General features: G+C 70.1%; 24 protein-coding genes. 16 read left to right on the top strand and 8 right to left on the bottom strand.

The window, feature by feature from the left end:
• Nucleotides 1-289: 289 nt before the first annotated feature.
• On the top strand, nucleotides 290-1,708 hold the full coding sequence (locus ACYVD1_RS05355) for a glycoside hydrolase family 6 protein (RefSeq protein WP_460768571.1): 1,419 nt from the start codon (nucleotides 290-292) through the stop codon (nucleotides 1,706-1,708).
• A gap of 109 nt (nucleotides 1,709-1,817) precedes the next feature.
• On the opposite strand, the gene catC is transcribed toward ACYVD1_RS05355, so the two are convergent.
• The 3 genes from catC to catA all read right to left on the bottom strand — a co-directional run bounded on the left by catC (nucleotide 1,818) and on the right by catA (nucleotide 4,208).
• On the bottom strand, nucleotides 1,818-2,102 hold the full coding sequence (gene catC / locus ACYVD1_RS05350; RefSeq protein WP_460768569.1) for a muconolactone Delta-isomerase: 285 nt from the start codon (nucleotides 2,100-2,102) through the stop codon (nucleotides 1,818-1,820).
• A gap of 65 nt (nucleotides 2,103-2,167) precedes the next feature.
• Nucleotides 2,168-3,289, bottom strand: a complete 1,122-nt coding sequence (locus tag ACYVD1_RS05345; RefSeq protein ID WP_460768565.1) for a muconate/chloromuconate family cycloisomerase — start codon at nucleotides 3,287-3,289, stop codon at nucleotides 2,168-2,170.
• A 73-nt stretch (nucleotides 3,290-3,362) separates the two neighbouring features.
• The gene (gene catA / locus ACYVD1_RS05340; RefSeq protein WP_460768560.1) at nucleotides 3,363-4,208 is read right to left on the bottom strand and encodes a catechol 1,2-dioxygenase; all 846 of its coding nucleotides are present in this window, start codon (nucleotides 4,206-4,208) and stop codon (nucleotides 3,363-3,365) included.
• Nucleotides 4,209-4,393: 185 nt separating this feature from the next.
• Between catA and ACYVD1_RS05335 the strand changes: the two genes are divergently transcribed.
• The 11 genes from ACYVD1_RS05335 (at nucleotide 4,394) to ACYVD1_RS05285 (ending at nucleotide 16,511) form a co-directional block, all read left to right on the top strand.
• Nucleotides 4,394-5,191, top strand: a complete 798-nt coding sequence (locus ACYVD1_RS05335; protein ID WP_460768557.1) for an IclR family transcriptional regulator domain-containing protein — start codon at nucleotides 4,394-4,396, stop codon at nucleotides 5,189-5,191.
• Nucleotides 5,192-5,294: 103 nt separating this feature from the next.
• Nucleotides 5,295-6,674: a benzoate 1,2-dioxygenase large subunit gene (benA, locus tag ACYVD1_RS05330; RefSeq protein WP_460768553.1), complete on the top strand. Its 1,380-nt coding sequence runs from the start codon at nucleotides 5,295-5,297 to the stop codon at nucleotides 6,672-6,674.
• Nucleotides 6,675-6,685: 11 nt separating this feature from the next.
• Nucleotides 6,686-7,210, top strand: coding sequence for a benzoate 1,2-dioxygenase small subunit (benB, locus tag ACYVD1_RS05325; protein ID WP_460768549.1), 525 nt, complete (start codon nucleotides 6,686-6,688; stop codon nucleotides 7,208-7,210).
• 30 nt (nucleotides 7,211-7,240) lie between these two features.
• Nucleotides 7,241-8,308: a benzoate 1,2-dioxygenase electron transfer component BenC gene (gene benC, locus ACYVD1_RS05320; protein WP_460768545.1), complete on the top strand. Its 1,068-nt coding sequence runs from the start codon at nucleotides 7,241-7,243 to the stop codon at nucleotides 8,306-8,308.
• Nucleotides 8,305-9,099 carry a 1,6-dihydroxycyclohexa-2,4-diene-1-carboxylate dehydrogenase gene (locus ACYVD1_RS05315; RefSeq protein WP_460768543.1) on the top strand — a complete coding sequence of 265 codons (795 nt, stop codon included), beginning with the start codon at nucleotides 8,305-8,307 and terminating at the stop codon, nucleotides 9,097-9,099. Before benC ends, ACYVD1_RS05315 begins: the two co-directional genes overlap by 4 nt.
• Before the next feature lie 102 nt (nucleotides 9,100-9,201).
• Nucleotides 9,202-10,599 carry an MFS transporter gene (locus tag ACYVD1_RS05310; protein ID WP_460768539.1) on the top strand — a complete coding sequence of 466 codons (1,398 nt, stop codon included), beginning with the start codon at nucleotides 9,202-9,204 and terminating at the stop codon, nucleotides 10,597-10,599.
• Nucleotides 10,596-13,304 carry a helix-turn-helix transcriptional regulator gene (locus ACYVD1_RS05305; protein WP_460768536.1) on the top strand — a complete coding sequence of 903 codons (2,709 nt, stop codon included), beginning with the start codon at nucleotides 10,596-10,598 and terminating at the stop codon, nucleotides 13,302-13,304. The genes ACYVD1_RS05310 and ACYVD1_RS05305 overlap by 4 nt, the downstream gene beginning before the upstream one ends.
• Before the next feature lie 17 nt (nucleotides 13,305-13,321).
• On the top strand, nucleotides 13,322-14,620 hold the full coding sequence (locus ACYVD1_RS05300; RefSeq protein WP_460768533.1) for a benzoate/H(+) symporter BenE family transporter: 1,299 nt from the start codon (nucleotides 13,322-13,324) through the stop codon (nucleotides 14,618-14,620).
• 69 nt (nucleotides 14,621-14,689) lie between these two features.
• Nucleotides 14,690-15,502, top strand: a complete 813-nt coding sequence (locus ACYVD1_RS05295) for an SDR family oxidoreductase (RefSeq protein ID WP_460768530.1) — start codon at nucleotides 14,690-14,692, stop codon at nucleotides 15,500-15,502.
• A gap of 96 nt (nucleotides 15,503-15,598) precedes the next feature.
• Complete coding sequence (locus tag ACYVD1_RS05290) at nucleotides 15,599-16,030, top strand: VOC family protein (RefSeq protein ID WP_460768528.1); 432 nt, start codon at nucleotides 15,599-15,601, stop codon at nucleotides 16,028-16,030.
• A gap of 124 nt (nucleotides 16,031-16,154) precedes the next feature.
• Nucleotides 16,155-16,511 (top strand): antibiotic biosynthesis monooxygenase family protein, encoded by a 357-nt coding sequence (locus ACYVD1_RS05285; RefSeq protein WP_460768526.1) that lies wholly within the window; start codon nucleotides 16,155-16,157, stop codon nucleotides 16,509-16,511.
• Between the two features lie 15 nt (nucleotides 16,512-16,526).
• Here ACYVD1_RS05285 and ACYVD1_RS05280 read toward each other — a convergent pair whose 3' ends face one another.
• On the bottom strand, nucleotides 16,527-17,297 hold the full coding sequence (locus ACYVD1_RS05280; protein WP_460768523.1) for a class I SAM-dependent methyltransferase: 771 nt from the start codon (nucleotides 17,295-17,297) through the stop codon (nucleotides 16,527-16,529).
• A gap of 115 nt (nucleotides 17,298-17,412) precedes the next feature.
• On the opposite strand from ACYVD1_RS05280, the gene ACYVD1_RS05275 reads away from it, so the two are divergent.
• Both ACYVD1_RS05275 and ACYVD1_RS05270 read left to right on the top strand, forming a co-directional pair.
• On the top strand, nucleotides 17,413-18,642 hold the full coding sequence (locus ACYVD1_RS05275; RefSeq protein WP_460768519.1) for a benzoate/H(+) symporter BenE family transporter: 1,230 nt from the start codon (nucleotides 17,413-17,415) through the stop codon (nucleotides 18,640-18,642).
• A gap of 149 nt (nucleotides 18,643-18,791) precedes the next feature.
• The gene (locus ACYVD1_RS05270) at nucleotides 18,792-19,745 is read left to right on the top strand and encodes a GNAT family N-acetyltransferase (RefSeq protein WP_460768516.1); all 954 of its coding nucleotides are present in this window, start codon (nucleotides 18,792-18,794) and stop codon (nucleotides 19,743-19,745) included.
• Here ACYVD1_RS05270 and ACYVD1_RS05265 read toward each other — a convergent pair.
• The 4 genes from ACYVD1_RS05265 to ACYVD1_RS05250 form a co-directional block, all read right to left on the bottom strand.
• Nucleotides 19,723-20,376 (bottom strand): TetR/AcrR family transcriptional regulator, encoded by a 654-nt coding sequence (locus ACYVD1_RS05265; protein ID WP_460768512.1) that lies wholly within the window; start codon nucleotides 20,374-20,376, stop codon nucleotides 19,723-19,725. The genes ACYVD1_RS05270 and ACYVD1_RS05265 overlap by 23 nt on opposite strands.
• A 7-nt stretch (nucleotides 20,377-20,383) precedes the next feature.
• Nucleotides 20,384-20,968: a DUF7134 domain-containing protein gene (locus ACYVD1_RS05260; RefSeq protein WP_460768509.1), complete on the bottom strand. Its 585-nt coding sequence runs from the start codon at nucleotides 20,966-20,968 to the stop codon at nucleotides 20,384-20,386.
• Nucleotides 20,969-21,086: 118 nt separating this feature from the next.
• Nucleotides 21,087-21,857 (bottom strand): nucleotidyltransferase domain-containing protein, encoded by a 771-nt coding sequence (locus ACYVD1_RS05255; RefSeq protein ID WP_460768505.1) that lies wholly within the window; start codon nucleotides 21,855-21,857, stop codon nucleotides 21,087-21,089.
• Nucleotides 21,858-21,899: 42 nt separating this feature from the next.
• A complete protein-coding gene (locus ACYVD1_RS05250) occupies nucleotides 21,900-23,111 on the bottom strand; it encodes a DUF418 domain-containing protein (protein WP_460768502.1) in 1,212 nt (403 codons plus the stop codon).
• A gap of 87 nt (nucleotides 23,112-23,198) precedes the next feature.
• On the opposite strand from ACYVD1_RS05250, the gene ACYVD1_RS05245 reads away from it, so the two are divergent.
• Entirely contained in the window at nucleotides 23,199-23,867 is a 669-nt protein-coding gene (locus ACYVD1_RS05245; RefSeq protein WP_460768500.1) for a TetR/AcrR family transcriptional regulator, read from the top strand.
• A gap of 9 nt (nucleotides 23,868-23,876) precedes the next feature.
• Nucleotides 23,877-24,701, top strand: a complete 825-nt coding sequence (locus tag ACYVD1_RS05240) for a phosphotransferase (protein ID WP_460768498.1) — start codon at nucleotides 23,877-23,879, stop codon at nucleotides 24,699-24,701.
• Nucleotides 24,702-24,723 lie beyond the last annotated feature (22 nt).

Below are 24,723 nucleotides of genomic sequence, written 5' to 3'. Positions count from 1 at the left end.
CCCCACGAACGGCCGTGATCCACCGGGCGCCCATCGCACACACTGTCCACCAAGATCGGCCATTCGCCAACTGGGAGCGCTCCCAACCTCCTAGGCGAAAACAGCCCGTCCCCCATACCCACCCCCATCCTCCCCCACTTCCTCCTATCCCCCGAGGTCAGACCGGCCATGCGCACACGATCGCCACCATGCACCCGTTGGAACAGCGGATACGCCCGAGTCGTGCGCCGCGCGCCCGACACCCTTATCGCTCCTTTGTGGAACACCCGCTCACCCTGAGGACCCAAATATGAGAAGTACCCGCGACGCAAGGAAAACGCCGTGGGCTCGACGAGGAATTGCTGTGGCCGCCGGATTCGGCCTCATCGCCTCGGGAGCCTACGCGTTCTCCTCCCCCGCGACCGCCGACCTGGTCTCGTCCGCGGACGACGTCAGCACCGCCGAACGCGTCGAGAACCCCTATGAGGGCGCGCCCGTCTACGTGAACCCGATCTGGTCCGAGAACGCCGCCTCGGAACCGGGCGGCGAGGCCATCGCCGACGAACCCACCGGTGTGTGGATGGACCGGATCGGCGCCATCGAGGGCAACGACAGTCCCACGACCGGCGACATGGGTCTGCGCGACCACCTCGAGGAGGCGGTCGAACAGGCCGCCGGCGAACCGCTGGTCTTCCAGGTGGTCATCTACAACCTTCCTGGCCGTGACTGTGCCGCACTGGCCTCCAACGGCGAGCTCGCGGCCGATGAGATCGACGTCTACGAGTCCGAGTACATCGACCCCATCGCCGAGATCCTCGCCGACTTCGAGGACTCGCCCCTCCGCATCGTCACCACGATCGAGATCGATTCCCTCCCCAACCTCATCACCAACATCTCCCCCAGGGAGACCTACACGCCCGAGTGCGACGAGATGCTCGAGAACGGCAACTACGTCGACGGTGTCGGCTACGCGCTGGGCCAGCTCGGCGCGATCGACAACGTCTACAACTACGTGGACGCCGGCCACCACGGCTGGATCGGCTGGGAGGACAACTTCGTCCCCTCCGCCGAGCTGTTCTACGAGGCCGCCAACGCCAACGGGGCCTCCCCCGACGACGTGCACGGCTTCATCGCCAACACCGCCAACTACTCGGCCCTGGAGGAGGAGAACTTCTCCGTCACGGACGAGGTCGACGGCACTCCGGTGACCGAGTCGGAGTGGGTCGACTGGAACCAGTACGTCGACGAGCTCTCCTTCTCCCAGGCGCTGCGCGAGGAGCTGGTGACACAGGGCTTCGGCTCCGACATCGGCATGCTGATCGACACCTCCCGCAACGGCTGGGGCGGCGACGCCCGGCCCAGTGGCCCGGGACCCGAGACCGACGTCGACGCCTACGTGGACGAAGGCCGCTACGACCAGCGCATCCAGTCCGGCAACTGGTGCAACCAGTCCGGAGCGGGCCTGGGCGAGCGCCCGACCGCTGCACCCGAGCCCGGCATCCACGCCTACGTGTGGATGAAGCCCCCGGGTGAGTCTGACGGCTCCAGCGAGGAGATCGACAACGACGAAGGCAAGGGCTTCGACCGGATGTGCGACCCCACGTACGAGGGGAACCCGCGTAACGGCAACAACATGAGCGGCGCACTGGACAACGCGCCGATCTCCGGCCACTGGTTCTCCGAGCAGTTCCAGGAGCTCCTGGCCAACGCACACCCGCCCGTCGAGTAGCACTCCTTGACGGGCTGGGGCTCACTCCCGAGCCCCGGGGCGTCCGTCCACCCGCGCGGGGTGGACGGGCGCCCCGCCCCTGTACAGGGCCCTGAGCCGCCCCGTCGCCCTACGCCCGGATGTCCGAACCGTGCCGGGTCAGGGGCATGACCTCGATGTCCATGTAGGGGAAGAGCGGCAGGCCCCACAGGATCTCGTGCAGCTCGTCGGCGGAGCCCACGTCGAAGACGCTGATGTTCGAGTACTGGCCGACGATCCGCCAGATGTGGAGCCACCTGCCCTCTTTCTGGAGCCGCTGCGCGTACTCCTTCTCCCGGGCGACGGTCTCGGCGCGCTCCTCCGGGTCCAGGTCGCGGGGGATGTCGACGTCCATGCGTACGTGGAAGAGAGCCATGGGAAACCTCCTCGTGTCGTGGTCCGGAACGGGTCCTGCGGTGGACCCTTTGGCAGACCCCGCGATCAGGCGCGGGTGAAGCGTTTGACGGCATCCGGGTCGAGTTCGACGCCCAGCCCGGGACCCTCGGGTAGGTGCAGCTGACCCTCGGCGTAGCGCAGGGGTTCCACCAGGAGCTCCTCTGCCAGCAGGAGGGGGGCGAACAGTTCCGAGCCGTAGTTCACGCCCGGTTCCGCACAGGCGAAGTGGAGTGAGGCCGCGGTCCCGACCGGGCCCTCCAGTGAGGTGGCGCCGTGCAGGGCGATGCCCGCTGCCTTGGCGATGGCCGCGATCTCCCGGCTCTGTACCAGGCCGCCGACCTTGGTGGTCTTGAGGGCGATGACGTCGGCTGCACCCTGACGCACCACTTCCAGGGCGTCGTGCGGACTGCACACGGACTCGTCGGCCATGACGGTGGCACCGAGGCGGCGGGTGAGCTCTGCGAGAACCTCGATCTGTTCACCCGGTGTGGGCTGTTCGACCAGTTCGACCCCTGCCTCGAGGAGACGGGGCAGGTGCTTGAGCGCGGTGAACCGGTCCCACCGGGCGTTGACGTCGATGCGCACCGAAGCCCTGCCACGCAAGGCCTCGGCGATTTCCGCCACCCTGCGGGTGTCCTCAGTGGGCGGGAGCGCCCCCATCTTCAGCTTGAAGCTGTAGTGCAGCCGCGCATCGATTTTCTCCTCGATCTCGGCGAGGACTTTGTCCACGGGAGCGGAACCGAGTGCCCAGGTCACGTCGATGGAGTCACGGAAACGGCCGCCCAACAGGTCGTGGACGGGTACGCCGAGTGAGCGCCCCCAGGCATCGTGCAAGGCAACGTCCACGGCAGCTTTGGCGAACCGCGCGTTGGCCACGACCCGCTCCAGGTGGGCCATGATCCCCGGGATCCGGTTGACCGGTTGGCCGACGACGGCCGGGGCGAGGTAGCGGTCGACGAGCGCCTTCATCGTCTCCACCGACTCGCCTCCCCACCACGGGCCCCCGGGCACCACTCCCTCGCCGTACCCGACGACCCCGGCCTCGGTGGTGACCGAGACCAGCAGGATCGGCTGTTCGGTGGCGGTGGTGGTGGCGAACTTGTGCGGCCGGATGAGGGGGACGTCGAGGATGACGCTGTCCACGGAGCGGACGGTGAGTTCGGACATGCGGACTTCCTGTGCGGGTTGGGTGACGGACACGGCCGGCCCGCCACGGGCGACGACCGGGCCGGTCCGGGGCTCAGCTCTCGGGGTCGAGGGCGAAGTGGTACTCGACGCGGCTGAGGCCGTCGTCGCCCTTCACCGGGTCCAGGATCAGCTCAGGTTTGGTGGCCGACGCGACATCGTCCTCCACCCACGCGCCGCCGTTGAAGTACAGCTGTGTCGTGATGGGGTGCCTGCCCGGGTGGGACACGATCAGGTGCAGGTGGGCGGGGCGCCACGGGTGGCCGTTCTGGGCTTCGATGAACTGTCCGGTGGGGCCGTCGGTGGGGATCTGGTAGGGCGCGGGCAGCACGGTGGTGACCGAGTAGCGGCCCTCATCGTCGGTGACGATGGTGCCGCGCAGGTTCCACTCGGGCAGATGGGGAGCGAACTGCGAGTAGTAGCCCTCGGCGTCGGCGTGCCACAGCTCGATCCGGGCGCCGCCGAGACCGTGGCCGTCCAGGTCGGTGACCTGACCGGAGAAGACGAGGAGCTCGCCGCTGGCATCCTCCTCGCGCATGGGCATGGTGCAGACCGAGGGGAGTTCGGGCGCGTCGGGGACGTGGTAGGGGCCTTCGATGCTGCCCTTGGTTCCCTTCCTGGACTCGGCGAGCACCTCCTCCACGGAGTGCTCGATGAACACGTCCAGGAACAGGGGCCACTCGCCGCCTTCGCCGACGTCGATCAGCCACTGCTTGAAGACCCGGTACTCGGGATAGGTGACCTCGTGCTTGAGGATGACTCCGTTCAGTGCGGCCAGCGCGTCCTTGGCGATGGCGGCCAAGCGCTCTGGCGAGGTGTCGGCACTGACCCGCTCGGCGGTGAACTTCTCGGTGGCGGCGCTGCCAGAGCCGGAGGCTGTGGGCGATGCGGAGACGGTCATGGGGGCTCTCCTCGCGGATGTCGCGGACGGGAGTGGTGACAGGGACGCGGCCATCGGGTGCGGATCCGACTGCCTGATGTACGCTGTGCGTACTAATATATCGCTGTGCGTACAATGCTCAGTGTGCGCTGGTTCACCGGCGCTGTCAATGCCAGACTTCGGCTGCACGCCGACACGGAGGATCCATGACCAGCACCGACCGCGACTTCATCCAGAGCATCGAACGGGGTTTCACCGTTCTCGCCGCCTTCGACGAGCACCACCCGAACCCCACTCTGGCCGAGGTCGCACACGCCACCGGCCTCTCCCGGCCCGCCGTACGGCGCATCCTCCTCACCCTCCAGAAGCTCGGATACGTGACCGGAGCGGACGGCCGCTGGCGGCTCACTCCACGGGTCCTCAGCCTGGGCCAGCACTTCTCCGCGACCCATTCCCTGACCGAGGCAGCCCAGCCGCACCTGCTGCACCTCGCCGAGAAGACCGGCGAGTCGGCTTCACTCGGGGTTCTCGACGGCACGGAGGTCGTCTACGCGGCCCGGGTCCCGGTCCGCCGGATCATGAGCATCAACGTCTCCGTCGGGACACGGGTCCCGGCCTACGCCACGTCCATGGGGCGCGCACTCCTGGCCTGGTCCCCATCCGAGACGGTCGAGCAGGTCATCGCCGGGTCCGACTTCGCGCAGCTGGGCCCCGCGACCCTCACCGAACCCGAAGCGCTGCGCCGCCAACTGGCGGTGGTCCGCAAGCACGGGTACGCCCAGACCTCCGACGAGCTGGAGCGCGGGCTCATCACCCTCGCCGCACCGGTCCGGGACGCGTCAGGTGTCTCCATCGGCGCCCTGGCCAGTTCGTCCTCGACCGGCCGGACCTCCGCCGAGGACTTCCGGTCCCGGGTGGCGCCGCTCCTGATGGAGGCCGCCCACCAGCTCGGCAGGCAGTGGGGGTTCCCCGGGCCGACACCCACCCCCCTGGGCCAGTCCTAGGCATTTGCCCGGTGTGACCCAGGGCACCGGGTGCCATTGTGGTGTGCAATCTCGCCGAAACGACCTGTTCACGGCGGGTTCATCCGCACCACTGGAGGAACCGGTGACCGAGACCCTGGACCACGTCCGCTCCCTCCTGTCCGACGCCCTCGTCGAGGACCATGCGAACGGCCGCTACCAGATGCGGCGTTCGGCCTTCACCGACGAGGAGCTCTTCGAACTCGAGATGAAGTACATCTTCGAGGGCAACTGGGTCTACCTCGCACACGAAAGCCAGATCCCGAACGTGGGTGACTACTTCACCACCCACATCGGCCGCCAACCGATCGTCATCACCAAGGGCAAGGACAGCGGGCTCAACGCGCTCATCAACGCGTGCAGCCACCGGGGCGCGATGCTGTGCCGCCGCAAGACCGACAACCGCACCACCCTGACCTGCCCGTTCCACGGGTGGACGTTCAACAACGCCGGGAAGCTCCTCAAGGCTAAGGACCAGCGGAGCGGCGGCTACCCCGAGCAGTTCAACAAGGACGGCTCGCACGACCTGACGAAGGTGGCCCGATTCGAGAGCTACCGCGGCTTCCTGTTCGGCAGCCTCAACGCCGACGTCAAGCCTCTGGACGAGCACCTCGGCGACACCCGCACCATCCTCGACATGCTCGTCGACCAGTCACCCGACGGTTTGGAGGTGCTGCGCGGCTCCTCCACGTACACCTTCGACGGCAACTGGAAGCTCCAGGCCGAGAACGGCGCCGACGGCTACCACGTCTCCTCCACCCACTGGAACTACGCGGCCACGACCGCGCGACGCACCGCCGGTGAGTCCGCCAACGAGACCAAGGCGATGGACGCCGGAACCTGGGGCAAGCAGGGCGGCGGGTACTACTCCTTCGACCACGGCCACCTCCTGTTGTGGATGTGGTGGGGCAACCCTCAGGACCGCCCCCTCTTCCCCCAGCGGGAGGAGCTCGCCGAGCGCTACGGGGAGAAGAAGGCCGAGTTCATGGTGGGAGCGTCCCGCAACCTCTGCCTGTACCCGAACGTGTACGTGATGGACCAGTTCTCCAGCCAGATCCGGCATTTCCGGCCGATCTCGGTGGACCGGACCGAGGTCACCATCTACTGCATCGCCCCCAAGGGCGAGAGCGACGAGTCCCGCGCCAACCGCATCAGGCAGTACGAGGACTTCTTCAACGCCACCGGTATGGCCACCCCGGACGACCTGGAGGAGTTCCGCTCCTGTCAGAAGACCTACCGGGCCGACTCCGCCCCTTGGAACGACCTCAGCCGAGGCGTGACCCACCAGCTCAACGGTCCGGACGAGACAGCACTCGGCATCGGACTGGACAACGTCCTGTCGAGCGGGGCCAAGACCGAGGACGAGGGGCTCTACCCGATCCAGCACGGCTACTGGCGCGACCAGATGGTCACGGCCCTGGCCGCGGAGAGCACCGGCCCCACCGAGGAAAGCACCGAGAGCTGAGAGCACGGACCATGACGATCACCGAATCCGCGCCCACGACCGCCGCGACCATCACCCGGGCCGAGGTCGAGGAGTTCCTCTACTTCGAGGCCCGACTCTTGGACGACCGCCGGTTCGAGGACTGGCTGGAGTGCTACCACCCGGACGCCGAGTACTGGATGCCCGCGTGGGACGACAACGGAGACCTGACCGAGGACCCGCAGCGCGAGATCTCGCTCATCTACTACTCCAACCGGGGCGGCCTGGAGGACCGGGTGTTCCGCATCCGCACCGACCGGTCCAGTGCGACCTCGATGCCGGAACCCCGCACCGGCCACAACATCACCAACGTCGAGATCCTCGAACGGCGCGGGGGAGAGATCGACCTGCGCCACAACTGGGTGTCGCTCTACTACCGGTACCAGACCACCGACACCTACTTCGGCAACACGTTCCTGACCCTGGACCTGGCCGGCGACCGACCCCGTATCCGCAAGAAGCGGATCGTGCTGAAGAACGACTGCGTACACCACGTCGTCGACATCTACCTCCTCTGACCCGCCCGAGAACGACGAAACGAGGCCCGCATGGCTCACCAGGTCGCACTGACCTTCGAGGACGGCGTCACGCGCATCATCCGGTGCGCACCGGCGGAGACGGTGGCCGACGCCGCCTACAAGGCACGCATCAACATCCCCTTCGACTGCCGGGACGGTGCCTGCGGCACCTGCAAGGCGTTCTGCGAGAGCGGCGACTACGACGGCGGCGACTACATCGAGGACGCGCTCACCGACGACGAGGCCGAAGACGGGTACTGCCTGCCCTGCCAGATGACCCCGGAGAGCGACCTCGTGGTCCAGGTCGCCAGCACCTCGGCCGCGGCAAAGACCGGTGCTGCCGCGCACACCGGCACACTCACCGAACTGCGGCACCTGTCCGACACCACCGTCGCCTTCACCCTGGAAGTCGACGACCGGGACGACCTGGCCTTCCTCGCTGGCCAGTACGTGAACGTGCGGGTCCCGGGTACCGATTCCACCCGCTCCTACTCCTTCAGCTCCGGCCCCTCCGCCCGTCATGCGTCCTTCCTGGTGCGGATCACCGAGGGCGGCCTGATGTCGGAGTACCTGAGCGGCCGGGCCCGCGAGGGCGACCGGCTGGAGTTCACCGGCCCGCTGGGCGCCTTCTTCCTGCGGGAGCAGAAGCGGCCGGCGCTCCTGTTGGCGGGCGGCACCGGCCTGGCTCCGCTGCTGTCCATCCTGGAGAAGACCAAGGACTCCCCCGCCGAGCACCCGGTCCACCTGATCTACGGGGTTTCCACGGACGAGGACCTCGTCGGACTCGAGACCTTGGAGCGCTACGCAGCCGAGCTGCCGAACTTCACGTTCTCGTACTGCGTGGCCGACCCGGCCAGCTCCGCACCCAACAAGGGCTTCGTGATGTCGCTGATGGGCCCGGAGCACCTCAACGACGGCGACGTGGACGTCTACCTGTGCGGCCCGCCCCCGATGGTGGAGGCCGTACGCGGGCACCTCTCCGCGGAGGGGATCGCACCGGCCGGCTTCTACTTCGAGAAGTTCAACGTGGCGGCGGCACCCTCCGAGGGCGAGAAGGAGACCATGCGGTCCTCCCTTGGCGTGGAGGTGGCCCGGTGAGCACCGCGATCCACCCGGGCCGGTTCGACCAGCGGGTCGTCGCCGTGACCGGCGCCGCTCAGGGTATCGGGAGGTCGGTCGCCCTGCGGATCGCCGCTGAGGGCGGCACCATGGTCCTGGTCGACCGCTCCGCGATCGTGCACGAGGTGGTTGAGGAGATCCGGCGGTCCGGTGGCCGCGCCGACGCCCAGACCGCCGACCTCGAGTGCTACGAGCGGGCCGAGGAGTCCCTCGACCTTGCCCACAGCAGGCACGGACGGATCGACGTGCTGGTCAACAACGTGGGGGGCACCATCTGGGCCAGGCCTTTCGAGAGGTACTCGGCCGACCAGATCCAGACCGAGATCCAGCGCTCCCTGTTCCCCACGCTGTGGGCCTGCCGCGCCGTCCTGCCGCACATGGTGGAAGCCAAGAGCGGCACCATCCTCAACGTGTCGTCCGTGGCCACGCGGGGGGTCAACCGGGTCCCGTACGCGGCGGCCAAGGGCGGGGTCAACGCCATCACCACCGCACTCGCGCTGGAGGCCGCACCGCACGGCGTCCGCGTGGTGGCGACCGCGCCGGGCGGCACCGAGGCCCCGGACCGCCGCGTACCGCGCGGCCCCGGTGCCGAGACCGACCAGGAACGGGACTGGTACCAGCAGATCGTGGACCAGACCGTCGACCACTCCCTCATGCGCCGGTACGGAGAACTCGACGAGCAGGCCGCCGCCATCTGTTTTCTCGCTTCCCCCGAGGCCTCCTACATCACCGGCACGGTTCTGCCCGTGGCCGGCGGGGACCTGGGCTGACCGGACACCGGCCCCGCCCCCTCTTTTCCGCAACCCCGCTACTTGCGCCTCACCCACCCCGCTCTGCCTGCCCTCCTTCCCACCCGTAAGGGAGTTCCGCGCATGCCCACCGCCAAGGAAACCCGTCCCGCGCACGCGTGGCGCAGTGCCCGGCACCGCACCACCGTTCGGTGGGTCGTCGCGATCGCGGCGATGGCCCTGCTCTTCGACGGATACGACCTCGTCGTCTACGGAACCGTCCTGCCGACCCTGCTCGCCGACCCCACTGACCTGGGGGACCTCACCCCAGGCCAGGCGGGGGCGCTGGGCTCCTACGCGCTCGTCGGCGTCATGGTCGGCGCCCTGATCGCCGGTGCGGTCGGTGACCGGGTCGGCCGCCGCAGGATGATGATCATCAACATCGTGTGGTTCTCCGTCGGCATGGGCCTGACGGCGATGGCCACCTCCGTGCTCGCCTTCGGTGTGCTGCGGTTCGTCACCGGCCTCGGGGTGGGCGCGCTCGTGGCCACCGCCGGCGCGGTCGTCGCGGAGTTCGCCCCGCCGGGGCGGCGCAACCTCTACAACGCGATCGTCTACAGCGGGATCCCCGCGGGCGGCGTGATGGCGTCCCTGATGGCCATGCTGCTCCAGGACGCGATCGGATGGCGCGGGCTGTTCTGGATCGGCGCGCTCCCGCTGGTGGTCCTGCTGCCTTTTGCCCTGGCCAAACTGCCCGAATCCCCGCGCTGGCTCCTGTCCCGGGGGCGCGCGGACGAGGCGGTCGCGCTGTCCGAGCGCATCGGTGTGCCGATGCCGGACGAGGCCGAGGCCAAGGCGGAGCGGGCCGAAAGCGACCGCACCGGCTTCGCCCTCCTTGCCAGCCGCCCCTACCTGCTGCCGACCGCGCTCATGGGGATGATGAGTTTCGCCGGGCTTCTGCTCACCTACGGCCTCAACACGTGGCTGCCGCAGATCATGTCGCAGGCCGGGTTCGACACCCAGGGGTCGCTGGCGTTCCTGCTGGTCCTCAACGGCGGCGCCATCCTCGGCGCGCTGTACGCGTCCTACCGCGCCGACCGCGGTCACCCGCAGCGGGTCATCGCGGTCACCTTCGGCCTGGCCGCGCTGGCGCTGGTGGTGCTGACCCTGGGCCTGCCCACGTGGATGCTGCTCGCGGCGGTCGCAATGGCCGGCGTCGGGACCATCGGCACCCAGGTGCTGGTGTACGGGTTCATGTCGAACTACTACCCGACCTCGGCGCGCGCCGCCGGTGTGGCCTGGTGTGCCGGGTTCGGTCGCCTGGGCGGGATCTTCGGCCCGCTCGTCGGCGGTCTGCTGATGGGTGCGGGGCTGAGCAGCGCGGCCTCGTTCTACGTCTTCGCCGGGATCGCGGTGCTGGGTACGGCGGTCACCTTGAGTGTCCCGCGCAGGCAGCGGCGGCACCTTCCGGCATCAGCCGAGGACACCGGGGTTCAGTCGGGAGACGGGCGTGAAACGTCCCCCTCTACCCTGGCCAGGTGAGTGATTCAGGACACATCGTGACCTCCCATATTCGCCAACGTGACCTCGACACCCTCCACGCCCTCCTCGGACTGGCCGGTGCGGAACGCTCCCTCCTGGTCCTGGTCGAGGGGCCGCTCGGGTCCGGAAAGTCGACGTTGGTCTCCCGCTTCGCCGGTCAGTGCCGTGACGGGGCCACCGCCCTGGTCACGGCGCTGCCGTGGGTGAGCGAGGAAACCTACGACCTGGCCGGGCAGATCCTGGACGCGCTCGGTCCCGTACACGGGACCGTCGGGGAGCCACCCACCGCCTCACCACAGATGCTGGTCGACACCCTCAACCAAGCGGACTCCCCTACGGTGATCGTGGTCGACGACGCCCAGTGGGCCGACGTCCCCTCCCTCCGCGCATTGGTCACCGCGGTGCGCCGGGGCCCCGGCGGGCAGGTGCTGGTCGTCCTCGCCGCGGACGACGGGAGCCGGGTCCCGCTGGCGGACTTCGCCGGCTTCCGCGACCACCACGTCGACCACACACTCAGCATGGGCGCCCTCACCTCCGCCGAGGTCCGCGAGCTGGCCAACGCGGTGTCGGGCGTCCACCTCTCCCCCGGAAAGGCGCACCTGCTGCACGCCCACACCGGCGGCGACCTTCCCTCCGTCCTTCGGATCCTGACCGAAGCCGACCCCGAGACCTGGCGGGACGGATCACGGGAGCTGCCCGTCCCGGCCGCCCTCGACGCGTCCGTACGTGACACCCTCGCCCGGTGTTCACCCGCCGGGGCCGCCGCCGCACGGTTGGTGTCCATCATGCGTACCCCCGTCCGCTTCGACGACGTCCGTGACGTGCTCGGGGTCCCCGACCCGCTGCCGGGATTGGACGATGCCGTCCGGCACGGGATCCTGCGCGCGGTCGGCGGCCCCGGCCGGGCCGAGTTCGGCTTCCCCACCCCCCTGGTCCAGGCGGCGGTCTACCGTTCGCTCGCACCGGCCGAGCGACGCGAACTCCACCTGCGGGCCGCGATGTCGCTGGGCGACACCGACACCGCCCTGGAGCAGCGGGCCGCGGCGGCGCTCGGCTGCGACGAGGGCCTGTCCGAGGCCCTCCACGAGCGCGCACGACTGCACGCCGGGGCCGGTGAGTGGCCGACGGCGGCACGCCACTACCTGACCGCGGCCGACCTCACCGAAGTTCCCGACAGCCGTGACACCCTCGTCATCGCCGGGGTGGACGCCCTGGTGGGAGCGGCGGACATCCCCTCGGCACTCCTGTACCGGCCGCTGCTGGAGGAGGTCCGTCCGTGCCCGTCACGGGAGACCCTCCTCGGTTACCTGGCCATTCACCGTGGCCGCCGGAGCGAGGCCGAGACCTACCTGCTCCGCTCCGAGGCGGCATCGGACCCCGTGAGCGACCCCGCCGGATATGCCAACACCGCTCAGCGCCTGGTGCTGCACTCCTTGTGCAGGTGGCAACCCGAACAGCTGGTGCACTGGGCCGACCGGGTCCAGGAGGTCGGCGCCCCCGACAGCTCCTCGGTGGTGGAGGCCCGGGCCATCCGGTCGCTTGGGCAGGCGGTAGTGCACGGAGAACTGGAGGGTTCGTGGGGGCGGATGGCGACCGCGCTCGACGGGCTCCCGTCCACCCAGGCACAACGGTTCCAGATGGCCGCCGGATGGGTCGCCCTGGTCATGGACGACCCGGTGCCCGCACGCCGCCTCCTGGAGAACGCGCTGCCGACCCGGGAGGGTGAGGGGTCCGCGCGGATCTCGCTGTGGGCCGAGGCCTGGCTGGCGCGCACCCACTTCGTCCTCGGCGAGTGGGACGAGGCGCTCCAAGTGGTGGCGCGCGCCTCGGCCCGGTTCGAGCAGTACGAACTCACACTCATCACGCCGCTCCTGCACTGGACCGCCGCCCAGGTGCACGCACTGCGCGGCGACCACACCGCCGCCGAACCCCACCTGCGCCGCCTGACCACCAACCCGGAGGGCTACCCGGTCCAGATCATCCCTTCTGCGATGGCGATGATCCAGTGCGCGGCGGCCCGAGGGGACCACGAAGCGGTGCTGCGCGCGGCCCAGCCCTTGGTCGACCTCGCCGAGAACCTCGACTTCCACCACCCCGGCTTCTGGCCGTGGCAGGACATGTACTCGGACGCGCTGGTCCTGGCGGGCCGGGTGGACGAGGCCGACGCCTTCCTGAGTCCGCACGAGGAACGGTCACGGCTGGCCGGCCACCGGTCCATGCGCGCCAAACTCGGCGCCGCACGCGGCCGGATCCACGCCGCGAGGGGGGACACCAACCGCTGCCAGCAGTCGTTCGAGCAGGCGCTGGCCCTGATCGAGGACGTCCCGCTGCCCTACTACAGGGCGCGGATCCACTTCGGGCACGGACAGGCTCTGCGCCGAGCGGGCAAGCGGAGGGAGGCCGACGCAGCGCTTGATTCGGCTCGGGAGATCTACCGGGGGTTGGGCGCGACCGTCTACGTGGAGCAGTGCGACCGGGAACGGCGTGCGGGCGGTTTCAACCAGTCCAGGTCGGAGGATCCGACACGGCTCACCGCGCAGGAGAGGGCGGTCACCGAACTGGTGGCCTCCGGGCTGACCAACCGGGAGGCGGCCGAGCAGCTCTGTGTATCGGTCAAGACGGTGCAGTACCACCTGACCAGGATCTACGCGAAGTTCGGTGTGCGCTCGCGGAGCGCGCTCGCGGCGAGGTTCGCCGAAATGTGAGAGGAGAGGACGCGCTGATGGCGGTGCGGTCGCGAGAGGGCGAACAGGGCGAGGGAAGCGGGGTTTCGCCGCAGGGCGAGCGGGCGGCTGCCGGTGGCCCGCGGTTGCTGGAACGCCCGGAGGCGCGACCGCCGTCGCTCCGGCGGTTGCGCTCCGATTTCGGCCTCGGATACGCGGCCTCGGCTGTGATCGCGCTGGTCTTCTCCGCGACCGGCCCGGTCGCCGTGATCTTCTCGGCGGGGACGGCGGGTGGGCTGAGCACGGCGGAGATGTCCTCGTGGATCTTCGGGGTGTTCTTCTGCAACGGTCTGCTGACCGTCGCTGCCAGCTGGTACTACCGGACGCCGCTGGCGTTCTTCTGGACGATCCCCGGAACGGTGGTAGTCGGCAACGCGCTCGCCGGGGGCCTCCGCTGGAGCGAAGTGCTCGGCGCGCTCCTGGTGACGGGGGCGGTGATCCTGGCCCTCGGGCTCAGCGGGCTGGTGCGGTGGGTGACCGACACGCTCCCGATGCCGATCGTGATGGCAATGGTCGCCGGCGTCTTCCTGGACTTCGGACTGGGTCTGCTGCGGGCGATGGGGGCACAGCCGTTCGTGGCGGTACCGATGGTGGCCGCGTTCGTCCTGCTCGGTGCGATGGGACGGTGGGGACGGTGGATGCCGCCGGTGCTGGGGGCCCTGCTCGTGGGGGTGGTGTCCGTGGTGGCGACCGGGAGCGCCGGAACCAACCCGAGCATGTCGCCGCCGGTGGCGGCCCCCCTGCTCCAGTCTCCGGAGTTCACCGTGCGGGCGCTGACCGAGCTGGTGGTGCCTGTGGCGATCACCGTGCTCATCGTGCAGAACGGCCAGGGTGTGGCGGTCCTGCGGGCCGCAGGTCATCGACCCCCGGTGAACTTCTCCGCGATCGCGTGCGGAGTGTGGTCCGTTGGAGTGGCGGCCGTGGGCGCGGTGTCCACCTGTCTGACCGGGCCGACGAACGCGCTGCTCGTGGCTTCCGGGGAACGGGACCGCCAGTACACGGGCGCGCTCGTGCTCGGACTCCTGGCACTGCTGGTGGGAGCGCTGGCCCCGGTGTTCGTGGGGTTGATGACGGCGGCGCCAGCGGCGTTCGTGGCCGCGCTCGGGGGCCTGGCGATGCTGCGGCCGCTCCAGGGGGCGTTCGTCGCGGGGTTCGGATCCACGCACACACTGGGGGCGCTGGTGTGTTTCCTGGTGACGGTCGCCGACGTGCAGCTGTGGAACGTGGGCGCGCCGTTCTGGGGGCTCATCGCGGGTACCGCGGTGTCCTGGCTGTTGGAGCCCGCACGGCGCTGTTGAGCGGGGTTCAACTAGTGTGGTGCGCGCCTCACCACCCCCGTTGGCTCCCCAACCCGAAGGGCCCTCCCCATGTCCTCCTCCGAAGCCTCCCGCCGCACCGCGCTCGTCACCGGGGCCTCTTCCGGGATCGGCGCGGCCGTGGCCGCCGTCCTGGTCGAGCGCGGATACCAGGTGTACGGGACCAGCCGCAACCCCGAGACGGTTACCGAGCCGGTGCCGGGGGTGGAGTACCTGGCCCTCGACCTGACCGACTACGAGTCGGTGGAAGCCTGCGCCAAGGCCGCGGGTGAGGTGGACGTGCTGGTCAACAACGCCGGGGAGAGCCAGAACGGACCGGTTGAGGAACTCCCCATGGAGGCGGTGGAGCGGGTGTTCCGCCTGAACGTGTTCGGCGCGGTCCGCCTCACCCAGCTGGTGCTCCCGGGAATGCGCTCGCGCGGGTACGGGCGCGTGGTCATGGTGGGTTCGATGCTGGCCAGCTTCCCCCTGGCGTACCGCTCCTCATACGTGGCGACCAAGGCGGCGATGAAGGGCTTCGCGGACGCGGTACGGCGCGAGGTGTCCCCCTTCGGTGTGGGGGTGACCACGGTGGAACCGGGTTCGATCAACACCGGCATCAGCGAACGCCGCACCCAGTACGTGGGGGACGAGTCCCCGTTCCGGGCGGAGTACCAGACCATGGTGGGCAGACTCAACGCCAACGAGGCGAAGGGCATCTCGGCGGAGAGGGTGGCGGCGACCGTGGTCGGGGCCGTCGAGGCGAAGCGGCCGCGCCCGCTGTACGCGGTGGGCAGCAACGCCCCGCTGGTGTTCGCGCTGCGCCGCCTGCTGCCGCGCGCGGCGATGCTGCGGGTCGTGGCCCGCAAGCACGGGCTGAGGTAACCGGAGTCCCCTGGACGGCGGGGCGGCGGGGTTCACGGCGGTCTGTCGGTCCCGGTGGTTACGCTCGCCGGGCAGCCGGAAAACCTAGGGGGAACCATGCGACAGCAGGCGCACTTCATGACGCTGGCCACGGCCGATCTGGACGCCGCGCGGCGCTTCTACCGGGACGGTCTCGGTTGGGAGCCGCTGGCCGACGTTCCGGGGGAGATCATCTTCTTCCAGGTAGCTCCCGGCCTGGTCTTGGGGTTGTTCGAGGCGGAGAAGTTCGACCGCGACCTCGGAGGCGGCTCCGGGGTCACGGGCGTCTCGGGGGTCACCCTCTCGCACAACGTCGAGAGCCCCGAGGATGTGGAGCGCACCGTCGAGACCATGGCCGAGGCCGGTGCGACGGTGGTCAAGGCAGCGCAGCACGGTGAGTTCGGCGGAGTCTTCCACGCGCACGTGCGCGATCCCAACGGCGTCGTCTGGGAGATCGCGCACAACCCCGGCTGGCGCGTGGACGCCTCGGGGACCGTAGTGCTCGACTGAGCCCTGGCCGGGTGATCCGGGTCACGGGGGCGGAGGAGAGGTGCAGGGGGAACCCGGTGCGGGCCGCCGGGCCCGGTCCCTTAGGTTGGCCGGACAAGGTATCGAGCCGACCGGAGGTACACGCGTGACCAGTGTCGTCAAGTTCAACGTCCTGACCGTCCCGGAGGGTGAGGGTTCCACGCTGGAGGAGCGTTTCGCCAAGCGTGCGGGGCTCGTGGAGGACCAGGAGGGGTTCGAGGAGTTCCAGCTCCTGCGTCCGGTCGAAGGCACGGACAAGTACCTCGTGTACACCCGCTGGCGGTCCGAGGAGGACTTCCAGAACTGGGTGAACGGGCAGGCGTTCAAGAAGGGCCACGCCCAGGCCGCGTCCGACGCGAAGAAGGACGGCCACGCCCAGGGCGGGCACGGCGGTCCCGCGGCGACCAACAGTGAGATCTGGGGATACGAGGTCGTCCAGCACGTCATCGCCAAGCGGGACTGACCCCCTGGGCCGACCTCACACCGGTTTGCGGGCCTCCACGAGGTGGCGGGCGGAGTGGGCCGCGAACGGGCCCTCCGACACGATCCTCTCGTGCAGGTCCCGCAGCCGGTCCCGGTACTGCTCCACGGTGAAGCCCGGGACCATCCACACGACTTTGCGCAGGAAGTACACGACCGCCCCGATGTCGTGGAACTCCATCCGGAGCCGCTCCGAGCGCAGGTCGACGACCTCCAGTCCGGCCGCCTTGGCGCCGGACCGGTCGTGGTCCGCGTGGCGGGCGTTGCGACCCTCTTCGGGCTGCGGGCCGAGGAAGAACTCGACGAGCTCGAACACGCTCGACGGCCCGACGTGCTGTGCCAGATAGGTGCCGCCCGGGGCGAGGACTCGGGCGATCTCGTCCCAGTACACGGTGACGGGGTGGCGGCAGACGACCAGGTCGAAGGCGGCCTCGGCGAAGGGCAGCGGGGGTTCGTCGGGGGCGGAGACCACGGCCACGCCCTTGGGGTGGAGCAGGCGCGCGGCCTCGGCGACGTTGGGCGGCCACCCTTCGGTGGCGACGGTCAGCGGTGGGTGTTCGGGGATCCCGGCGAGGACCTCGCCGCCGCCGGTCTGGATGTCGAGGGCGGCGGTGGCACGGGCCATCCGCTCACCCATGGTGCGCTGATAGCCCCAGGAGGGGCGTTGCTCGGTGGCCCGGCCTTCGAACCAGGAGAAGTCCCAGCCCTCGGTGGGTTCGGCCTCGGCCTCGGTGACGAGTTGGTCGAACTGGTCGGATGTGCTGCCCATGGGCACATGGTCGCCCACTCCGCTGACGCAGGTCCACCGGTTTCCCGGCGTGGGCCCTACGCGGGACCGCCCCCGGTGGACACCGATTGGTGGTGGGACGACAGGATGGTCCGCTATGAGGAACCTCATCCGCCGGGTCCGGCTCGCCTTCCCCCTCTCCGCCGTTGCCGCGGGGCTCATCGCCGTCCTGGTCGGGGTGACCAGTTCCGCCGCGATCGTGTTCACCGCGGCGGAGGCCGCCGGGGCCTCCCCCGGGGAGATCGCCTCGTGGATGCTCGCGCTGGGTGTGGCCATGGCCGTCACCTGTGTGGGGTTGTCCTTGCGCTACAAGGCGCCGGTGGTGACCGCCTGGTCCACACCGGGCGCAGCGCTGTTGGCGGTCGGGTTGGACGGGGTGACCATGGCGCAGGCGGTGGGTGCCTTCCTCTTCTCGGCCGCGCTGATCACCCTGAGCGGGGTGACGGGCTGGTTCGAGCGGGTGATGGACCGGATCCCCGTGCCGCTGGCAGCAGGGCTCCTCGCCGGCGTGCTGCTGCAGTTCGGGATCGGGCTGTTCACCAGCATGGAGGGCGACTTCGCGGTGGTGTTCACGATGTTCGCCGTGTACCTGCTGTGCCGCCGCTGGCTGCCCCGGTACGCGGTCCTGCTCTCCCTGTCCGCCGGGGGCTTGGTGGCCGCGGCGCAGGGTTCGCTGCGGTTGGGGTCGGTTGACCTGGCGCTGGCCACACCGGTGTTCGTCGCCCCCGAGTTCTCCTGGCAGGTGCTGGTGAGCGTCGGCCTGCCGCTGTTCGTGGTCACGATGGCCTCGCAGAACCTGCCCGGGGTGGCGGTGCTGCGCGGTGACGGCTACCGGGTGCCGATCTCGCCGGTGATCGGGTGGACCGGGGCGACGAACATGGTCCTGGCCCCGTTCGGCTGTTACGCGATGAACCTGGCCGCGATCACCGCGGCGATCTGTACGGGACCGCAGGCCCATCCGGACCGGGAGCGCCGCTACTTGGCCGGAGTGTGGGCGGGCATCTTCTACTTGTGCGTGGGGCTGTTCGGCGCGACCGTGGCGTCGCTGTTGGCCACGCTGCCGTCGAATCTGGTGCTGGCGATCGCCGGACTGGGGCTTTTGGGGACGATCGGCGGGTCGTTGGCCTCGGCGGTAGCGGAGGAGGGGTCACGGGAGGCTGCGGTGGTGACGTTCCTGGCCACGGCGTCAGGGTTCACGCTGTTCGGGGTGGGTTCGGCCTTCTGGGGTCTGCTCGCCGGGGTGCTCACCCTCTTCGTGACCGGCGCCCGTTTGACGGGGCGCCCCGGCCGAAAAGGGGTTGCGCGTTCGGCGAGCGCGCGGCTATAACAGGCCGGGTCACCACCGAACCCCCGGTGGTGGGCCGACGAGAGAGGAGGCGCGACCGATGTTTGCCGTGATCACCGCGCCCCAGTCCCCCGGGGTCACCGACCACCGTTGACCCCGCGACGGCGGGCGCACGCACCGAAGGTGTCGCTTTGACCGTTAACCCGTATGACCTGACCATCCGACCGATCAGCGGCCCCGAGGAGCTGGAGCTCTTCAACCGGCTGCCGTACGTACAGAACCACGAGGTCGCCGGGGACCTCGCCGCAGGCCGCCGCCGCGCCCCCTGGATGTGGGTGGCCCTGGACGGTGACCGCCTCCTGGCCCGCCTGTCCTGGTGGTGCCGCCCCCAGGACGACGCCCCGCTGCTCCTGGACATCCTCGACGTGGACGATGGCGCCCATGGCGTCGACCGCGTCACCGTGGCGGAACACCTGCTGCGCACCGCTGGGAAGATGCTGTTCCCGGAGGGCACGGTCTGGCCCGAGTACCTGCGCTTCGTCCCCGCCGACTGGCGCGAGGACGCCGCGGCGCGGCGCGTGGTGGAGGACCGCGTGCACGCGGTCGAGCGGGTGGGCGCTGTCCCGCTCGTGGAGCGCCTGCGCTTCGAGTGGTTCTCCGAGTACCCCGTCCCCGAACACAGCGGCCGCCTGGCCTTCCGCGGTTTCGAGGGCACCGAAGAGATCCTGGGGCTCCTGACCCGCGCCTTGGACGGGACCCTTGACGCCCACGACCGCGCCGACCTCGGGAAGAAGAGCGCCGAGGAGGTCGCGTCGGAGAGCTTCGACGACGAGTTCGCCAACTTCACGACTCCGCGCTCCTGGTGGCGGGTGGCGACGCTGTCCAGCGGGGAGCCCGTGGGCTTCGTGATCCCGGCACGCAACGCCTACCACCCGATCATCTCCTACATCGCGGTGCTGCCCGAGCACCGAGGAAACGGGTACATCGACGATCTGCTCGCCGAGGGCACGCGCGTGCTCGCCGAGGAGGGCGTGCCGAACGTCCGGGCCGCCACAGACGTCCAGAACGTGCCGATGGCCCAAGCCTTCACCCGGGCCGGCTTCGACACGATCAGTGCCGTGGTCAACCTGACCTGGGAGAAGTAGGAGGGTCCGCGGGAGCCAGGTCCAAGCCGTCCACCAGGTCGGCGGCGAAGCGGTCCAGCGGGGGGAAGTCCTCGGTGCCTTCGGAGAAGGCCTCGAAGAACCCCCGCTGGAAGCAGGCGCCGACGAGCAGGGCCGCCGCGGCGTCGGGGTCGACGGCCGCCGCGACCCTGCCCAGCGATCGTTCGGCGTCGAGGTGGGCGGCCACCGCCCGGTTGACGTTGAGCGGCCCGGCCCCGTGGGCGGCCATGCCCTCCCGGTGGCGGCGGAGCAGGGTGGGCTCGGCGAAGAGGGATCCGAGCATGGGAGTCCCGTGCCGGAAGAACGGCACCGCACCCCGCACCACGTCGACCAGTGTGTCCCGTACGCTGCCCTGCCCGACCCGGTCGGGCAGGACGGCGAGTTCGGCGACGAACGGCGGGAACCGGTGCCGCAGGACTTCGAGGACGAGTTCGGACTTGTCGGTGAAGTGCTTGTAGAGGGTGGCTTCGGAGTAGCCGGAGGCGCGGGCGATCTCCTTGGTGGTGGCGCGTGCCATGCCCAGGCGTTCCATGACCTCCGCGGCGGTGTCCAGGAGGTGCTGTCGGGTCTGGGCCGCGGTGGCCCGGGGCCGACGTTTCCGGTCACCGTCCATGTGGCTCCTAGCGTGTACTGCGGTCGGGCTGTTCTGTGCTCGGTCCGGGGCGGGCTGCGAGCTTGCGGCGCTGGCGGACCAGCTCACCGGCCACGTACGGACCGGCGAGGAACACACCTATCACGGCGGCGAAGGCGACCCAGGCGAGCAGGGCGGCTCCGGGGTCCGTGACGGCCGCGACGCGTTCGTGCACCCAGGCCAGGGACGCGGCGTAGGCGGCGGCCGCTGCGACAGCGGCCCAGGTGCGGGAGGCGCCGAGTACGGCGACCGTGTAGAGGGCGACCATCGGCGCGAGGAACAGGCCGAGTTCGTGGCCGAGCAGCAGGTACCCGGCGTAGGCGGCGCAGGTGGCGAGCAGGGCGGGGACGGGCCGGGTGCGCCGCCAGTAGAGCGCGGCACACCCGGCGGCGACCAGCAGGAGCGTGAGGGTGTCTGGGGTACGGGTGAGGCCCCAGCCGTCGACGGGGGCGAAGGGGTCGCCGTCGACGTCGCCGAGGGTGGCGGCGAGTTCGATCACGAGGATGAGGGCGGCGACCGCGAGGTCGGTGTGCCGGGTGCGTCGGTGGCGGGGAGGGCTTTCAGTGGCGGCCACGGCGGACTCCTTAGTAAGTGGGCACTCACTAACCATAAGGGAATACGACCGTATGCCGCAAGGGCCGCGCACGCGCGGATGCCGCTCATAGCCCGCCCATGGGCCGTCCGGAACGGCGCTACCTGGCGCCGGCGATGATCCGCCCGGCTTCGGCGACCCCTGCCAGGAGGTCCTGCGGGTCGGCGGTCATCCCGGCCACCACGAAGTCCAGTTCGTCCAGCCCTGCCTTGGACAGCAGGTCCTTGTCGTTGGTCGCCCACTCGCCGCGCCCCGCGAGGACGGCGTGCGCCGCCTGCGCCGCGGCCTGGGCGACCAGCCCCGCGCACTGGGTCACCCGGCCCCGCGGCGCGTGGTTGGCTTCGGCGTAGGCGAGGTTGGCCGAGGCGAACCCGCGCCAGAGCGGCGGGGCGCTCTCCATGAGGGCCTTCGGGTACTCGGGCCGGGGCAGGTCCCCGACCAGCACCCGGCCGAGGGCGAGCTCGGCGGCGACCAGGTAGGTGGGGATGCCCACCAGGTGGAACATGAGCGGTTCGACCCGGAAGCGGCCCTGCTCGGCTTCCCCGATCTCGTGTTCCACCACGTCGAGGTCCCGGTAGTGGACGTCCACGGAGCGGCCGTCGATCCGCAGCCAGGCCCCGCCGTTGAACACGCCCTCGCTCCAGCCGCCGACCTCCGAGACCTCGCCCTCCCAGCCGATGTCCCGCAGCGCCTGGGGATCGAACTCGCCGGTGGAGCCCCGGTAGTAGAGGGCGAGATCCCAGTCACTGCCGGTCCGGTGGGTTTCCTGAGCCCGTGATCCGCCGAGCATGACCGCCTCGACCTCCGGAAGGGAGGCGAGGCGGTCGGCGGTGGCGGCGAGGAAGCGCTGGTCGCAGTCAGAGAACGGCATGCCCCCATGATGCCCTCCGGCACCGACCGGCGCGGTGGCCCCTCAGCCGCTCCCGCCCGTTGGCCCGCCGGTGGACACCGTGTCGGGTTCGGGCTTCTCGGGGCGCCCGTAGGTCACCCGGCGCAGGAAGGCCTCTGCCGGGCCGCGCACGCCGAACCGGGCCATGAGCGCTGCGATCACCACGGTGGTCGCCCAGACCGCCGCGCCGAGCAGGACCGACTGGGCGTCGTCCAGTCGGACGGCCAGGTTGAGCGTGTACGGCATGAACAGCACGAGCCAGGCTACGGACTGGAGCAGATAGCAGGTCATCGACCTCTGGCCGGTGGCCGCGAGTGCCCGCACCACCGGGCCCCGCCGGTCGCCCATGGCCACGGCGACCAGGGCGATCAGGGCCGCGTACCCGAAGCCGCCGGCGTAGCCGGAGAGGACGTGCAGCCATTTCGCGCCGAGCAGCAGGGCCGGTTCGGGGGACCACACCTCGATCAGCACGAGCATCTGCGGGACCGCACCCAGCACGGCCGCGGGGATGCCGATCAGCGCGACCTTGCGGAGGAATCCGAGGTGCCGTTCCGGCTCCTCCAAGAGGCGGCGGCGAGCCGCCCAGACGCCGACGAGGAAGGGGAAGACCGAGGTGAGCAGCATGACCACGGTGACCGCCGGCCACGACACGAGCCGCATGAACACGTCCACGAGCGGGGTCAGCTCCGCCGCGAGGTCCTGCTGGGCGTGCGAGGAGAAGAGAGCCGACTCCGCCAAGGCGTACACGAGGCTACCGGCGGACATCCAGGCGAAGGCGTGCGCGAGCAGCCTCCGGTCGCTGCGGACGAGCAGGCCCGCGAACAGCAGGGCGATCAGCCCGTACACGGAGATGATGTCGCCGTAGAAGATCAGCGCGATGTGCAGGAACCCGATGAAGACCATCCATCGGCCCCGCCTGCGCACCAGGGCCCGCACCCAGGGCCACTCCCGCCCCTCGGCGGTGCGGCGCAGGTAGATCTGGGCCAGGCCGTAACCGAACAGCGCGGCGAACATCGGGTAGCCGCGCGACTCGGCGAAGAGGGTCATGAAGCCGGTTACCGCGACGTCCAGGCTTCCGGCCAGGCTGAGGGCGTCCCCGCCTGTGGCGAACTGCCGGAACATGTGGGCGTGCACGGTGGCGATGACTAGAAGCATGAAACCGCGGGCCAGGTCGGGGGCGAGCGAGCGCCCGGCGGGCGGGGTACCCGACACGGGGGGCTGGGTTGTGTGTGACACGGCTGCCTCCAGACGTAGCGGCCATTAGATACGATGGCGTATCTAAGGAATATAAGATACGTGACCGTTTCTTACGAACGGACTGACATGACTGACCACATGCGGCCAGCCCCCAAGGCCACACGCAGGCGCGGCCAGGAACTCGTCGACGCCATCTACCAGGCGGTCCTCGCCGAAACCGCCAAGACCGGGGTGCCCGGTCTGACCATGGAGGGGATCGCCCGCAGGGCCGAAACGGCCAAGACCTCGCTCTACCGCCGCTGGTCCGCACCGGAGGACATCCTGATCGAGGCACTCCACCACCACTTCCCCCAAGAGGTGCCCAGCCCGGAGGCGGACGACCTCCGCGGAGACCTCGTCCGGTCACTGGAGCTCTTCCGCTCGACCATGACCGACGGGGACTTGGGGTACGCGCTCATGGCCGTGGTGGCCGAGTGCATGAGGCGTCCCGAACTCCTCACGCGCATGTGGACGGAGGTGTACGAACCGCGCGGCGGACGCTTCACCCGTACCGTGCTGGAGCACTACGCCGCCTCAGGCGAGGTGGACCCCGCCAGGGTCAACGAGCTCACCACCGACATAGGTGAGGCCATGCTGCTCAAGTACTGCGCGGACCACCCGTGGCAGCTTCCTCCGTCCACCTACCTGGCCCGCATCGTCGACGAGGTCATCCTGCCCGCGATCGGCCACCGCCCACCTGAGCCTCCCGTGGCAGGGGCGGGAAAACCGGTCGCCCGGCGCGGAAGCGCCGGTTAGGGTCCCGGCATGCGCCTGCCCGACTTCCACGACCCCGCCCTGCGCGCCACCCGGCCCGAGGAGATCCACGTCGGCCTCTCCGGAGCCCGGGTGTTCCGCCTCCGCGACAGCAGTGGCCACTCGGTGGCCGTGTTCAAGTGCGCACCGCCCGAACGCCCCGACCTCATGCGGGAGCTGGAACTGGAGGCCGTCCGCTCGGACTGGCTGGGCGGCTTCGGCCTGACGACGCCCCGCCTCTTGGAGCACGGGCCCGACGACCGGGGGCGCGGGTTCCGGTGGACGGTCTCCGCCCACGTTCCCGGCACCGGCGCCCACGAGCCGGTGACCGCTCGGGAGCACCCGCGGCTGGTGGAGATGCTGGCCGAGGTGGCGGACCGGATTCACCGTTCCCCACCCGGTCCGGCACTGGAGGCACGGACGCTGGACGGGACCCTGGAACGGGCCCGGCAGCGGGTCGCCTCGGGGCTGGTCGAACACTCCTGGCGGGGCACCGGACGCTCGGATACCGACCCGGCGAGAGCACTGGCGGCGGTGGAGCTGCTGGCCGAGCGGGCGGGCCGCCTACCGGAGGTGGTGACCCACGGGGACTTCTGCCTGCCGAACGTCCTGATCACCCCGGCCGGCGCGTGGGGCCTCGTGGATCTGGGGAAGGCGGGCCCGGCCGACCCGCACTCTGATCTGGCCGCGATGGTCGGCAGTCTGCGCAACCGGCTGAATCCGCACTTCGGCGAGTCGGACGTGGACCGGTTCCTGGACTCCTACGGACGGAACCGCGTCGACCCCGAACTGCTCTACCTGCACTCCGAGGTCGACGCGTTCTTCTGGCCAGCCTGACGCCTGACCTTTCTAACCGCTC

It is taken from the genome of Nocardiopsis nanhaiensis (genome assembly GCF_054778635.1).
This window is presented reverse-complemented; position numbering and strand designations above follow the sequence as displayed.